General features: G+C 65.3%; 8 protein-coding genes and 1 riboswitch. Of the genes, 2 read left to right on the top strand and 6 right to left on the bottom strand.

The window, feature by feature from the left end:
* Positions 1-72 precede the first annotated feature (72 nt).
* The 5 genes from E5790_RS13685 to thiC form a co-directional block, all read right to left on the bottom strand.
* Positions 73-2,922 (bottom strand): TonB-dependent receptor, encoded by a 2,850-nt coding sequence (locus tag E5790_RS13685; RefSeq protein ID WP_014648326.1) that lies wholly within the window; start codon positions 2,920-2,922, stop codon positions 73-75.
* Positions 2,923-2,971: 49 nt separating this feature from the next.
* The gene (locus E5790_RS13680; protein ID WP_032955994.1) at positions 2,972-3,871 is read right to left on the bottom strand and encodes a helix-turn-helix transcriptional regulator; all 900 of its coding nucleotides are present in this window, start codon (positions 3,869-3,871) and stop codon (positions 2,972-2,974) included.
* A gap of 115 nt (positions 3,872-3,986) precedes the next feature.
* On the bottom strand, positions 3,987-6,311 hold the full coding sequence (locus tag E5790_RS13675) for a winged helix-turn-helix domain-containing protein (protein ID WP_111206099.1): 2,325 nt from the start codon (positions 6,309-6,311) through the stop codon (positions 3,987-3,989).
* A 259-nt stretch (positions 6,312-6,570) separates the two neighbouring features.
* Entirely contained in the window at positions 6,571-7,242 is a 672-nt protein-coding gene (locus tag E5790_RS13670; RefSeq protein ID WP_111206100.1) for an ion channel, read from the bottom strand.
* A 93-nt stretch (positions 7,243-7,335) separates the two neighbouring features.
* Positions 7,336-9,180: a phosphomethylpyrimidine synthase ThiC gene (gene thiC, locus E5790_RS13665; protein WP_032955989.1), complete on the bottom strand. Its 1,845-nt coding sequence runs from the start codon at positions 9,178-9,180 to the stop codon at positions 7,336-7,338.
* Between the two features lie 82 nt (positions 9,181-9,262).
* A riboswitch (TPP riboswitch) is annotated at positions 9,263-9,364 on the bottom strand.
* Positions 9,365-9,629: 265 nt separating this feature from the next.
* On the opposite strand from thiC, the gene E5790_RS13660 reads away from it, so the two are divergent.
* Positions 9,630-11,207 (top strand): BCCT family transporter, encoded by a 1,578-nt coding sequence (locus tag E5790_RS13660; protein ID WP_075076028.1) that lies wholly within the window; start codon positions 9,630-9,632, stop codon positions 11,205-11,207.
* A 549-nt stretch (positions 11,208-11,756) separates the two neighbouring features.
* Here E5790_RS13660 and ggt read toward each other — a convergent pair.
* Positions 11,757-13,475 carry a gamma-glutamyltransferase gene (ggt, locus tag E5790_RS13655; RefSeq protein ID WP_111206946.1) on the bottom strand — a complete coding sequence of 573 codons (1,719 nt, stop codon included), beginning with the start codon at positions 13,473-13,475 and terminating at the stop codon, positions 11,757-11,759.
* Between the two features lie 688 nt (positions 13,476-14,163).
* On the opposite strand from ggt, the gene ilvC reads away from it, so the two are divergent.
* Complete coding sequence (gene ilvC, locus E5790_RS13650; protein WP_014648333.1) at positions 14,164-15,138, top strand: ketol-acid reductoisomerase; 975 nt, start codon at positions 14,164-14,166, stop codon at positions 15,136-15,138.
* Positions 15,139-15,166 lie beyond the last annotated feature (28 nt).

Raw genomic sequence — 15,166 nt, 5'->3', positions numbered from 1 at the left:
GGAATTCCCCTACAAGAAAAAGGGCGGACCTTGCGGTCCGCCCTCCTTCTGTTGCTACCGCACTTCGATGGATCAGAAGCGCTGGGTGTACTTCATGTACAGGAAGCGACCCACGTCGAAGCCGCCGTAGTAGGCGAACGCCGAGTTCGGAGCCGAGTACTGCAGGGCACCCTTGTGGTCGAACACATTGTTCGCGCCCAGGGCGATGGTCGCATCCCACGGCGCCTTCCAGCTGACCTGCAGGTCGTGGAAGGTGTTGGAACCGGTGTGACGCAGCGGATCGGTCTCACCGTTGGCCATGTGGTTCGGAGCATCGCACCAGCCGTCAGCCAGCGAGATGCAGCTTTCCTTCATGCCCGAGTAGTAGCGCGCGGTGTAGTTCACACCGAAATCGCCGTACTGCCAGTTGACGCCCAGGTTCGAACGCACGCGGAACAGGCCCGGCTCGCTGACGCGGCCGACCATGATGTTGTCGCCCGCGCTGTTCTGGCGCTGCTCGTCGTACTTGGCGGTGTAGCTGGTCTGCCAGTCGATGCTGAACTGACCAATGGCCAGTTCCGGCAGGCGGTACTTGATGCCCAGATCGTAGCCCTGGGTTTCCATCTTGCCGAGGTTGGCGGTGCCGTAGGTGATCGCACTGACGTGGCCGTCAGCCGCACGGGTCACGCTCGAGCAGCGCGAAGCGTTACCCAGCACGTAGCAGTCACGCAGGATGCGGTCGACGCTGTCAGCGATGATCATGTCGCTGATTTCGTACTTGTACCAATCCAGCGACACGTCCAGGCCCTGCACCCAACGCGGGCTCCACACCAGGCCGAAGGTGGTGCTCTTGGAGGTTTCCGGCTTCAGGTTCGGATTGGCACCCGAGATGAACTGGTCACCCGACTGGCACGGCAGGGTCGAACATTCCTTGCCTGCCTGGCCCAGCTGCACGTAGTTGGCCGGCACGCCTGCGCCGGAGCACGCGGCATTGCCTGCAACGCTGCCCGGAGCCTTCACGCCGCACGGATCGATGTAGGACTCGAAGCTCGAGCTCAGGCCACCGTACAGGTCGCTGATGGTCGGAGCGCGGAAGCCCTCGGCGTAGGTGCCGCGGACCAGCAGTTCATCCAGCGGACGCCAGGTCAGGCCGAACTTGCTGTTGGTGGTGCCACCGAAGTTGCTGTAGTCCGAATAACGGCTGGCAACGTTCAGGGTCAGTTCCTTGGCGAAGGCCATGTCGGCCAGCAGCGGCACGTTCAGTTCGAGGTAGACCTCGTTCAGATCGTACTGGCCGCGGGTCGGCTTCTGGCCCAGGCCGGTGGACTGGCCCGACTGTGCGAAGGCGTCCGGCACGTAGCTGCCTTCTTCCTTGCGGTGCTCGACACCCAGGGCGAAGCCCAGGTCGCCGGCCGGCAGGGTCACGATGGCGCCCGACAGGTTGGCGGTGAAGCTGGTGGTCTTGGTGACGCCACGGGTGGTGAAGGTCGGGAACAGGAAGTCCTGCAGCTCCTGGTTCGCCAGCGAGCCCTGACCCTCAACGCCGTACGGCAGCAGCGGGTTCCACGGACGGCAATCGCCCAGGATCGGGTTGGCGGCGGTGCCGCAGCGGGCAACGCCACCGGCATCGATGAACGACGGGCCCAGCGCCTGACGCGCGCCGATCAGGCTCATGTCACCGCGGTTGCTCTTGATCGACTCGTTGCGGTTCCACAGCGCGCCGACATCCCAGTCGAAGGTCTTGCCACCCAGCTCGAAGAAGCCGGTCAGGGTCGGAGCGAAGCGCAGGGTCTTCAGCTGGCTGTCAGTGGTACGCGGCACTTCCCACAGGCGGCGGCGGAAGCTGACGTCCTGGCCAACCGGGTTGAAGGCGCTGTCTGCCGACAGCGGGGTGTTGATCGACTTGGAAGCGGACTGGTACGGATAGCCGGCGATCTGCTGGAAGGTCTGGCGCTCGTTGTAGAGCACGTCGGTGTTCAGGCTGATCGAATCGGTGAAGTCGTAGGTGCCGTTGATGTAGACCGACTTGCGCTTCACACCGGTCAGCAGGGTCATCTGCTCGTTCGAGTTGGCGAACTCGTCTTCGGTGATCGCGTGGTAGTCGTTCGGGTTCTTCGGATTGCCACCCGGGTTCAGGGTCTGCCACACCGCGCTCGACTTGCTGCAGTCGTACAGCTTCGGGTTGCACCAGCTGCCGTTCTGGCTGATCGGGCTCCAATCAGCCGAGGTGGAGTTCGGACCCAGCGAGCCGTCACGGCTGTACCAGCGGTCCTTGGCCCACACCGGATCCTGCTTCGAGTACTCGGCCGAAAGGGTCAGGCTGCCGCGCTCACCGCGGGCACCGAGGGTCATCGAATAGGTTTCGCTGTCGCCGTCGCCCTTGCCGTACTGGCCGACGTAGACATTGGCTTCGCCGCCGTCGAAGTTCTTGCGGGTGATCACGTTGACCACGCCGGCAATGGCGTCGGAACCGTAGATCGACGAGGCGCCGTCCTTCAGGATCTCGATGCGCTCAACGGCCGACATCGGGATCTGGCTCAGGTCCTGCAGACCCGAGGTCGAAGCGCCCAGGCGCTTGCCGTTCATCAGCACCAGGGTGCGCTCGGCGCCCAGGTTGCGGATGTCGACGTAGTAGCCGCCCACGTTCTCGCCCGAAGCCAGCGACTCCGAACGCGAAATGGCCGGGGAACCGGCCGAGGTCAGGTTGTTCAGCACGTCGGCGACGCTCGAGAAGCCCTGCTTTTCCAGGGATTCGCGGGTCATCGTCAGGATCGGCTGCTGGGTCTCCACCGAGGCGCCGCGGATGCGCGAGCCGGTGACCGAAATGCGGTCCAGGTCGGTGGTGCCCTTTGCTTCCTGAGCCGAAGCAAAGGCCGGCGCCAGCGCCAGCGCAATGCCGGCCGGCAGCAAGCCGAACCGCACTGCGGGATTACGAACGTTCATCTATCTCTCCAAGGTACGTGTTAGCAGCGTGTTAAAACACCCCAGCACGTTACGATTGCGTTGCAGCGCTGTATTTGCGCGAACCAACCGGAGACTTTGCGGATTGTGGCGGGAGCAAGCCGCCGTTCTCCCTGAAGCGCGATGCGGACTGGCCGTAGCGGGCGCGGAACGCACGCGCGAAGCTGCAGCAGTTGTCGAAGCCGCTGGCGGCGGCGACCTCGCCCACCATCATGTCGGTGTCGCGCAGCAGATCAGCGGCGCGTTCGAGGCGCAGTCGTGCCGAAAGCGACTGCGGGCTTTCCTCGTACAGGCTCTGGAAGGTCTTGGAGAGGTACCAGCTGGAGAAGTTGGTCAGTTCGGCCAGTTCGCCGATGCGCACCACCCGGTGGCTGTTGCCTTCCAGATAGAGGCGCGCACGCTGCATGCGGCCGAACACCTGGCGCTTGCGGCTGCGCGAGCGGCCTGGGCAGCGCTGCACGTTGTCGGCCAGGCCACGCTGCAGGCCAGCAAGGTGCAGCAGCAGCGGACGCAAGGCCTGGGCCGGCTGGCCGCTGGCCAGCGCATCGCGCCACAAGCGCAGCGCAACGCGGGCGTCACTGCGGTTCATGCGGCCACGACCGGCATACAGGCCACAGTCGGCCATCTCGGTCAGCACGCGAAGCGCTTCAACGTTCAGGTTCAGGCCAACGCACAACCCGTTGCGACCGGCCTGCACCAACGGCCGCGATTCCTTTTCGAAGGCGATCCACTCGCCCTGGCGCAGGCGGAATCGTCCTTCCTTGGCCTCCACCCACGAACTGCCACGCACCTGCATCCAGACAGTGAAGCTGGAGCCGGCGGTCTGCAGGCTGCCCAGCCGGGCCACGCCCAGGCAGGTCGGCGTGACATCGTCGAGCGACCGGTCCAGGGAGACGGTTTGGCCGCGATCGGCCAGCGAGAGTTGACGCATGGGGGCACCACGGATTTGCCTAGTACAGGACTCCGTTTTGCCTAATCAGGCGGCACCGCGTCAGGAAAGTCCGACGAGATCGCCACGAATTCGCGACGAGATCCAGACGAAGAAATTACGAAGGCCCATTTCCACTGAAAAACAACAACTTGGAGAACGCCGGGAACAGCGCGGGGGGGCGTTCGGGCAACCGCATCACACCGATGTCGGCACCATCGCTGACCGCCATCGCCACGAACAGGTCACGCCCGTCAGCGCTGGCGCTGAGTCCGTTGCCGGCGCTGAGCCGTTCCGCATCCAGGCAGCGTTCCGGCTCCGCGCGGCCGGGCAGGATGCGCACGAAGGTGGTGCCACACGTGCTCGAAGTGCCGAGGTAACCGACGCCAGTGTTGCCGGCCACGGTCCAGGCCCGGTATCGCCAGCGGCTGGGCCGGTCATCGCTGATCTGCTGCACGCTGCCCGACGACAACGCGGCATCGGCCGACCACAGGCCACCGGCGGCCAGGCGGGTGAACAACACGCGGCCACTGCTGCGGTCGAAGCGCGCCTGCGACACCCCTTCGATGCTGGCCAACCGGCGCCAGGGCTGGGTGCTGCGGTCGAACAGACTCAACCGGGTGCGCTGGTCGGCATCGCGCTCGACCACAAACAACTGCTCCGGCGACGCGCCATACAGGGCCTGCAGCGGCTGTTCGGCCGGGACCGGCAAAGGTTGCAGGCGTTCATCGCGTGGCGCGATCTCGTAGACCACCGTGCGCCCATGCGCGTCGCGGCCGACCACGAGCAGCTGGCGGCTGTCGGCCGACCAGTCCGGTGCCTGCCGCGCTTCCGGCCGCAGCCCTTCAATGGGGCGCAGCGAATCCGGCCGCTGCATGTCCGCCCACCACAGGGCGAAGCTGCCGGAGCGATCCGAGGTGAAGACCAGCTGACGGCCATCCGGCGCTGCCATCGGCTGCCCATCGCGGCCACTGGATGCAAACAGGCGCTCGGGCGCGCCGCTGCCCTGCACCGGCACCTTGAACACGCCGAACTGCGCGCGCCGGTGGACGAAGGCCAGCATCCCGCCACGTCGCGACACGGCGGGCCACTGCGCATCATCCAGGCCGGCATCGCGCAGCGTGGGCCGCTCGACGTCCAGATAATAGAGCCGCGCCTCGCTGTCGACGCGGCGACCGAACACGATGGTGCGGCCATCGTCCAGCCAGGCCCATCCGCGCAGCTCTGCCGCCTCGTTGGTCAGCTGCTCGGGCGTACCGCCCGCGGCCGGCACCCGCCACAGATCGCCCAGCTGCGGATTGCGCACGAACACCAGCCATTGCCCATCGGGCGAGTAACGCGGTGCGTAGTCGAAGTCGTCCTGGTCGACGCTGTACGCCAGCGCGCGCCACTGACCACTGGCCAGGTCCAGCACGCGGATGCCACGGTGCGCGTAGCGCCCGACCATGCTGCCGAACACCAGGCCGCGACCATCGGGCGTCCAGTCGAAGCTGAGCAGCTCGGTGCCATCGCAGCGCGTGGCCTGGCGCAGGGCGCCACCGGTTGCGCTGGCGATCAGCACCTGGCAGCCACCGTCGGCGGAGAACCGTGCGAAGGCAATTTCGCGACCATCCGGCGACCAGTTCGGGAATCGATCGACGGCACCGGCCGGCGGCGCCAGCAACTGGCGCGCCGGCGCGTTGCCGGAGGTCTGTACCTTGATCGCACCACCGCCGTTGCCATCTTCGTTGGCGCCTTCATAGGCCACCAGCGAACCATCCGGTGACAGCGTGGGATAGGTTTCAAAGCCGCTGGTTGCGGTGATCAACCGATAGGGGCGCTGGGGGCTGCCGATCACCCGCGTGCCGTTCTCCACGGCGGCCTCCACCGGCGAACTGCTGGCCGGTGCGCGGCGCAGCAGCAGCGTGGTCATCACCAGCAGCGTGGCCAGCATCAACACGCCCAGCGCCAGCAGCACACGGCGGCGGACATGGCGCCAGCGGCGGCGCGATTCCTGCGCGCGCGCGGGCAGCGCCGCAGCGGCGGCGAGTGCGGGCTGCACGTCCACATCTTCGTCGTCAGGCAAGCCCGCAGCCGACGGCTCCGCATCGTCCAGCGCCTGTACCGGTACCAGAAGCCGATAGCCGGTCTTGGCAATGGTCTCGATGTAGGCCTGGCCGCTGTCGTCGTCGTTGCTGAACGCCTTGCGCAGCTGGGTAACGGCCTGGGTCAGCACATCGTTGGTCGGCAGCGTGTCCGGCCACACCTCGGCGAACAACTCGTCGCGGGTGACCACACGGCCCGGCTGCCGCAGCAGCACGCGCAGAACGCCCAGCGCCTTCGGCGTCAGCCGGCGCGGACGACGCGCACCGACGACCTCGACTTCGCGCGAGGACAGAGTGACGATGCACTCTCCTATCCGTATCCGATCGGACACGGGTGGCTGTATTTCGCTGCTGTTCATTTTCTGCTACACAGTAGAGACAGGTCCCGGGCAGTGTTTGCCTTCGTTACGGTCCCGTCCTGGGAACAGCGAAAAGCCAGACTCCGCACAAAGCATCGGCGCATACCGCAAAAACAATCGAGCGCGCGAATACTAGCCTATGCAAGTTACCTCGCCTATCGCGTGGTCGACATCAGGCTCTCTCTCGCCGACGCATTCACATAATTCGCGACATCATTCGCGCCCTCTTGGGCGCGAAATTTTTATCTGGCGTTCATTTTCACATGCGCCGCAGCATGGTCAATCCGACCAGCCGCGAGACCACCAAAGCCACGTACATCACGCCGGAAAACTGCTCCAGCATGACCAGTGCTCGTGCCTGTGGATGAAGCGGCACGACATCACTCAAGCCGACTCCAGACAGCAAGCTGAAGCTGAGATAAAGCAGCTCCATCCAACTGCGCTGCGCCTGCCCGCCGGTGCCCTGGAAACTGCCCGGATACCACTGCTGGCACACCGCGAACGCGAAGGCGAACGCCCACGCCAGCAGGGTGAAGGTTGCGCCAGCTGCGAACAGTTCGTCGCGGGTGACCTTGTAGTCCTGGAGCATGTAGGCAATCAGGGCGCCAGCCGTGTAGAAGTACAGCAGGCTCTCCAGCACCTGCGCGGTGGTCAGCAATGCGGTGCGCTCGAGCAATGCGCCTGCCAACGAGAACACCACCGAGGGAATGGCCAGCAACAGCGCCAGCCAGGTGCCCAGCGGGCTGCGCTGGACCACCCACAGCGCCAGGCCGAGTACCGCCATGCCGAACATGCCCAGTGCCGCGCGGCCGGCGGCGGTGTCATCCAGCGCGGGATACAGCAGCACCGCCAGCAGCTGCGCGCCCAGCAACCAGGCCGAAGGATGCCGGCGGGCAATGGCCAGCCAACGGGTGGTCATGGCAACAGGCATGGTGTCCTTTCCCCGGGATGATGGGCGGAGGATAGCCGGGAGCGGCGTGATGAGCGGTAGTGCCGGCCGCGGGCCGGCACCACCGTCTGCGCATCACCCCTGGTGGTAGACCTCGGCACCCGCGGCGCGGAACTCCTCCGACTTCTCCTTCATGCCGGCCTCGGCGTAGTCACGCACATCCTGGGTGATCTTCATCGAACAGAAGTGCGGGCCGCACATCGAGCAGAAGTGCGACAGCTTGTGCGCATCCTTCGGCAGCGTTTCGTCATGGAACTCCCTGGCCTTCTCCGGATCCAGGCCAAGGTGGAACTGGTCTTCCCAGCGGAACTCGAAGCGCGCCTTGCTCAGTGCGTTGTCGCGTACCTGCGCGCCCGGATGGCCCTTGGCCAGGTCGGCCGCATGCGCGGCGATGCGGTAGGCCATGATGCCGTCACGCACGTCCTGGCGATTGGGCAGGCCGAGGTGTTCCTTCGGCGTCACGTAGCAGAGCATCGCCGTGCCGAACCAACCGATCATCGCCGCACCGATCGCACTGGTGATGTGGTCGTAGCCCGGCGCGATGTCGGTGGTCAGCGGCCCCAGCGTGTAGAACGGCGCTTCGCCGCATTCACGCAGCTGCTTGTCCATGTTCTCCTTGATCAGCTGCATCGGCACGTGGCCGGGGCCTTCGATCATGGTCTGCACATCATGCTTCCAGGCGATCTTGGTCAGCTCACCCAGCGTCTCCAGCTCACCGAACTGGGCCGCGTCGTTGGCATCGGCGATGCAGCCCGGGCGCAGGCCGTCACCCAGCGAGAAGGTCACGTCATAGGCCTTCATGATCTCGCAGATGTCTTCGAAGTGCGTGTAGAGGAAATTCTCCCTGTGGTGCGCCAGGCACCACTTGGCCATGATCGAACCACCACGGCTGACGATCCCGGTCACGCGCTTGGCGGTGAGCGGCACGTAGCGCAGCAGCACGCCGGCGTGGATGGTGAAGTAGTCCACGCCCTGCTCGGCCTGCTCGATCAGCGTGTCGCGGAAGATCTCCCAGGTGAGCGCTTCGGCGCGGCCGTCGACCTTCTCCAGCGCCTGGTAGATCGGCACGGTACCGATCGCCACCGGCGAGTTGCGGATGATCCACTCGCGGGTTTCGTGGATGTGCTTGCCGGTGGACAGGTCCATCACGGTGTCACCACCCCAGCGGATCGCCCACACCAGTTTCTCCACCTCTTCGGCAATGCCCGAGGACACCGCGCTGTTGCCGATGTTGGCGTTGATCTTGGTCAGGAAGTTGCGGCCGATGATCATCGGCTCGCTTTCCGGATGGTTGATGTTGTTGGGCAGCACCGCGCGGCCGCGCGCGATTTCATCGCGCACGAACTCCGGCGTGATGATCTTCTGGATCGAGGCGCCGAACGCCTCGCCCGGGTGCTGCTGCAGCAGGCCGGCATCGCGGATCGCGTCCAGTCGCTGGTTTTCGCGGATGGCGACGAATTCCATTTCCGGCGTGATGATGCCGCGGCGCGCATAGTGCATCTGGGTGACGTTCGCGCCTGCACGTGCACGTCGCGGCAGGCTGCGTGTGGGGAAGCGCACAGCATCGAGCTTCGGATCGTGCTCGCGGTCGCGGCCGAACGACGAACTCAGGCCGTCGAGCTGTTCGGTATCGCCGCGCTCCTCCACCCAGCCACGACGCAGCGCCGGCAGGCCCGCGGACAGATCGATACGCGCGTCCGGATCGGTGTACGGGCCCGACGTATCGTAGACCGTGACCGGTGCATTCTCCTCGCCGCCGAACAGCGTCGGCGTGCGGGTCAACGCGATCTCGCGCATCGGCACCTGCAGATCCGGACGCGAACCGGGTACGTGGATCTTGCGCGAGCCGGGAATGGGCCGGGTCACGGATTCGGAGAGTTGCTGGGCCTGTTGCTGCAGGGCGGAGAGCTGTGCGTTCATCGGGCATCGTCCAGGAAGGTCAGGGACGAAGCGGCGGCGCACTGCGACCGCGCACGGACGGTCCTTGGGCGGTGTCCGGGCACGGCTGCACTGCAAAGCTTCCCTACGCCGGTATGAGCCGGATCAGGTTCCAAGGGACTGTCTCAACCGTGGCCACATGGCCGCGGTACCCCCGCTTCTTGGCGTGCATTAGAGCATAGACCGCCCGCTCCGGGAGTTGCCCCCGCGGTCAGATCCGCTTTCCTGTGGAAAGCGGATCTGATCCGGATCGTTGTTCGTTAACAGAACCATGACGTCGCGTTCAGTAACGTGCACGTCCGTCGCCCTCCAGCGACCGATGCGTCCTTCGCCGCCGACGCGGCCCCTGCCCGGTTCGCGCTGCATGCCGCCGGTCCTTCGCTGCAAGCTCTGCTCGCTCCCCTCAATCCCTTGATCGGAGAAGCTCCTTCATGGTGTTTCGCGTTTCCATCGCACTGGTTCTCCTGCTGGTGCTGCTTGCCGGTATTGCACCAGGCCCCTTCAATGCCGTGGTGCAGTCGATGCTGGCAGAAGTCATCCGCAGCGTCGGCTGGCTGTACCTGCTGGTGGTATTCCTGGCCCTGGTGTTCCTGATGTACCTGGCTTTCGGTCGCTTCGGCAACCTGCGCATCGGTGGCGAAGACGCCGAGCCCGAGTTCTCGCGAGCCAGCTGGATGTCGATGCTGTTCGCCGCCGGCATGGGCATCGGCCTGGTGTTCTGGGGCGCCGCCGAGCCCATTTCGCACTTCAGCAAGCCACCGGAAGGGCTTGCTCCGCAGAGCCTGGATGCGGCACGCGCCTCGATGCGCTATGCATTCTTCCACTGGGGCCTGCACCCGTGGGCCATCTATGCGCTGATCGGGCTGGCAATGGCCTGGTTCCAGTTCAACCGCAACGGCCGCGGCCTGGTCAGCGACATGCTGCAGCCGATCATCGGCCGCCACCATCGCGGCTGGATCGGTAGGGCGGTCAACATCGCTGCAGTGGTCGCCACCGCGATCGGTGTCGCGACTACGCTGGGCTTCGGCACCATCCAGATCGCCGCCGGCATCGAGCGCGTGTTCGGCGTGCAGGCTACCGTCGCAGTGCAGATGACCATCATTGCCGTCGCCTTCGTGCTGTACATGGCGTCCACCGCCAGTGGCGTGGAGCGAGGTGTGAAGTGGCTGTCCAATTTCAACCTGGCGTTGGCTGCCCTGCTGGCCGCCATCCTGCTGGTGCTGGGGCCGACCGGCTTCATCTTCGATACCTTCACCACCACGCTGGGCTCCTACCTCAACCAGCTGGTGACGATGAGCCTGCGCATGTCACCGTTCTCCGGCAGCACCTGGGTGGCGGACTGGACAATCTTCTACTGGGCCTGGTGGATCTCGTGGGCACCGTTCGTGGGGTCGTTCATCGCACGCATCTCGCGCGGCCGCAGCGTGCGCGAGTTCGTGATCGGCGTAGTGCTCGCGCCGACGCTGCTGGGCTTCTTCTGGTTCGCGGTATTCGGCGGCACCGCGCTGTGGGCACAGATCTTCGGCCATGCCGACTTGGTGCAGGCGCTGGGCAATGGCTACGAGACCGTGCTGTTCACGCTGTTCGACAGCATGCCGCTGCCGCTGCTGCTGTCGTGCATCGCACTGGTACTGCTGATGATCTTCTTCGTGACCTCGGCCGACTCGGCGGTACTGGTGCTGGCCAGCATGTCCACTGACGAAGCAGGCGATCCTCCGTTGAAGCGCAAGCTGGCCTGGGGCATTGCGGTGGCGTTGATCGCAGCGGCCTTGCTGCTGGCCGGTGGCCTGGATGCACTGCAGGGCATGATCACGATTGCGGCGTTGCCATTCGCGCTGCTGATGGTGCTGGTGATGGTGTCGCTGTACCGCGTGCTCGACCAGGAGTACACGCGTGAGCGGCGGCAGGCGCAGCGCCAGCGGCACATGATCGATGCGTGGATCGCGCGCGAGATGGCGGCGCAGGAGGAGACCCAGGCCGAGGCCGCACGCGCGCACGATCAGGATTGAGTGTGTTTTGCAGCCTGCGGCTGCACCGCTTTTCCAGGCAAGGGCCAAGGTCAAATTCAAAGGCGGCTCCGGGTTGCTGCTGGTTGGGTGGGGCGGTGTGGGTGGGCAGGACACGCCGTGAACCCATCCTTGGGGGCTCGATGGCGCCATCCATGGCGCCAACGGTCCTGCCCACCCACACCGCCCCACGCCCGACAGATTTTCGGTGACGGTTGGTTTTCCACGCTTTGCGTGGAAGATGTGTATCGGAAAACAAGAAGGGGTCGGATCCGTTTTCCTGCGGAAAACGGATCCGACCCCAACCCAAAGCCCGCGGCTGTTGCCGTTGCCTTTGCTCTTGCTCTTCTTTTTCTTTTCCTGCGGTGACGGACACGGAAACTGTCCGTGGCCGGGCGGGTGGGTTGGCTGGGGGCGTGAGCCGCATGGATGCGGCGACCGAGCCTACAGGGACGTATTCACGGCGTCCCCCAGACAATCCACCCGCCCGGCCAAGCCAAGCATCGCTGAACCATCACCGCAGAGGGGGCTGCGCCCGGTGGCCGGGAACCCTCAATACCCCGCCGCCTGCCCGTCCTTGCGACTCTCCGAAGCTCCGTAATAAACCCCGCTCTCGGGGTCGCGCATGATCGCCTGGTACCCGCCATAAGGCCCATCGGCGAACACGATGCGATGCCCCTTGCGCATCAGCGCACGCACCGTCTCGTACGGGAAGCCGGTTTCCAGATTCACTTCACCACCGTCGGTCATCGCCGTGGCCTGTCCGGTCGGTTCGGTCGAGCCCTCGTGCTGGATGCGCGGTGCGTCACCGGCTTCCTGCAGGTTCATACCGAAATCCACCAGGTTCATCACAATCTGCGCGTGGCCCTGCGGCTGCATCGCGCCGCCCATCACGCCGAAGCTGGCATACGGCTTGCCGCCCTTGGTGATGAACCCCGGAATGATGGTCTGGAATGGACGCTTGCCCGGCGCGTAGCCGTTGGGATGGTTCTTCTGCAGCACGAACATCTCGCCACGGTCCTGCAGGATGAAACCCAGACCGGGCGGTGCCATGCCGCTGCCCATGCCACGGTAGTTGGACTGGATCAGCGAAACCATCATGCCGTCGGCGTCGGCCACGGTCATGTAGATCGTGTCGCCCTCCTCCAGCTGCTTCGGCGTGCCCGGCTGCACTTCCTTCAACGCCTTGTCCATCGAAATCAGCGCGCGGCGCTGCGCGGCGTACTCCTTGGAGATGAGCTTCTGCACCGGCGCCGGCTGGAAGGCCATGTCGGCGTAGAAGCGTGCACGGTCGGCGAAGGCCAGCTTCTTCGCTTCGACGAACAGGTGCACGTGCTCGGGTGAACCGAACGGGATCTTCGAGAAATCGTAGCCTTCCAGCACGTTGAGGATCTGCAGGGCGGCGATGCCCTGGCTGTTCGGCGGCAGCTCCCACACGTCGTAGCCACGGTAGTTGCTGCTGACCGGTTCGACCCACTCACCCTGGTGGTCGGCCATGTCCTGGTAGCTCAGGTAGCCACCATTGGCCTTGAAGTAGTCGCCGATGGTGTGGGCAATGGCGCCCTTATAGAAGGCATCGCGTCCGCCGTCGGCAATCTGCTGCAGGGTGCTGGCCAGGTTCGGGTTCTTCCACATCTCGCCCTTGCGCGGGGCGTGGCCGTTGATCGTGAACTGCTCCTTGAAGCCCGGGTACTGCGACAGCTTGGGCACCGAGCGGTCCCAGTAGTAGGCGATCACCTCGGCGACGGGATGGCCCTCGCGCGCGTAGCGGATGGCCGGCGCCAGGTTGTCGGCCATCGGCTTGCGGCCGAAGCGGTCGTGCAGCGCGAACCAGCCGTCGACCGCGCCGGGCACGGAGACCGGCAGCGGGCCGGTAGCCGGGATGTCCTTCAGGCCACGTCGCTGGAACTCGGCCAGGGTCAGCGACTTCGGCGAGCGCCCCGAACCGTTGTAGCCGTAGAGCTTCTGCGTCTTCGGGTCCCAGACGATGGCGAACAGGTCGCCACCGATGCCGTTGCCGGTCGGCTCCATCAGGCCAAGCGCGGCGTTGGCGGCGATCGCCGCGTCCACCGCCGAGCCTCCCCCTTTCATCACGTCCAGTGCAATCTGGGTGGCCAGCGGCTGCGAGGTAGCGGCCATCGCATGCGGGGCGATCACCTCCGAACGGGTGGCAAAGGTGTGGCCGGTGATGCGGTCGGCGGCCGAAGACAGTGCGGGCACAGCGGCCAGTACAGCGGCGGCCAGCAGGGAACGGGCAAGGCGTCGGGACACGGTCGGGTTCCGATGGAAGGGTGGTCCCCCGATCTTCGCCGCTGCGGCCATCCTGGGGTATCGGGCAGAGGTCATGGACGTTGATCCTGGGGCGGGTGTGCAAGGTCCGCACCCAGCAAGGCGAGGATCCGCCGGATTCCGCGCAAAAACCGCCCTGAAAGGAGTGAATTCCGGTTCACCGAAACACTTTCAGCGGCAACCATCCTTGTGCCACAGGCGATTGCGCCGGATGCAACGGAAACCAACAAGAATTCCGTCGCGAGGGTTGACATCGCCAAAACGGCTGTGTTTCTCTCGATCACATGTTGCATCACAACACGCCACCGCGAACCCACAACGAAGCCGACGACATCGGCGCCGCCTCGCTGCGTTCGATTCTTGTGCTCGTACTTATTACCCAACCAACAGGTGCGGGACGAGCCAGCGTGTAAGCAACGAATACACCGGAACTCTTCAAAAACCCGCACCCGCCCCGGTGCGGGTTTTTTCATTTCAGAACCTGGTTTCAGACGCAACCACCATGCACAACGCCCAACGCAAAACCCGGACCCACACCGCCGCCACGCCTCGTGGTGGCTGTGCCTGCGCGGCGCATGGTGCCTCCTCCACCGCTTTCCCCTGACCGGCCGGTACGTCACCTCGACGACCGGCCGTTCTTTTTTTCTTCCCACCGCAAGGAACCTCCCCCATGAGCACCAACGACCTGCCCCAGACCAAGATCGCCGTCATCGGCTACGGCAGCCAGGGCCGCGCCCACGCACTGAACCTGCGCGAATCCGGCTTCGACGTGGTGGTAGGCCTGCGTCCGGGCGGCCCGACCGAAGTCAAGGCACAGGCCGACGGCTTCACCGTGAAAGCACCGGCCGACGCGGTGAAGGATGCGGACCTGGTCGCCGTGCTGACCCCGGACATGGTGCAGAAGAAGCTCTACGACGACGTGCTGGCGCCGAACATGAAGCAGGGTGCGGTGCTGCTGTTCGCGCACGGCCTGAACGTGCACTTCGACATGATCAGGCCGCGCGACGACCTGGACGTGGTGCTGGTTGCGCCCAAGGGCCCGGGCGCGCTGGTGCGCCGCGAGTACGAGATCGGCCGTGGCGTGCCCTGCATCTGGGCGGTCTACCAGGACAAGAGCGGCAAGGCGGCCGAGTACGCACTGGCCTATGCGGCCGGCCTCGGCGGTGCACGCGCCAACCTGATCCAGACCACCTTCAAGGAAGAGACCGAGACCGACCTGTTCGGCGAGCAGGCGGTGCTGTGCGGCGGTGCCTCGGCACTGGTGCAGGCCGGTTTCGAGACCCTGGTCGAAGCGGGCTACCAGCCGGAGATCGCCTACTACGAAGTGCTGCACGAACTGAAGCTGATCGTCGACCTGTTCTATGAAGGCGGTATCTCGCGCATGCTGGAATTCATCTCCGAGACCGCGCAGTACGGCGACTACGTCAGCGGCCCGCGGGTGATCGACGCCGGCACCAAGGCACGCATGAAGGAAGTGCTGAAGGACATCCAGGACGGCACCTTCACCAAGAACTGGGTGGCCGAGTACGAAGCGGGCCTGCCGAACTACAACCGGTTCAAGCAGGCCGACCTGGAGCACCCGATCGAGAAGGTGGGCAAGGAACTGCGCGCCAAGATGGTCTGGTTGCAAGGACAGGCCGCGTAACCGCGCGGCCCTCCCCCACCCGCTTTGC

Origin of the sequence: Stenotrophomonas sp. PAMC25021, from assembly GCF_004795795.1 — a bacterium.
GTDB classification, from domain to species: Bacteria; Pseudomonadota; Gammaproteobacteria; order Xanthomonadales; family Xanthomonadaceae; genus Stenotrophomonas; species Stenotrophomonas muris.
Note: the sequence above shows the minus strand (reverse complement) of the source record. Positions and strands in the feature narration are given on the sequence as shown.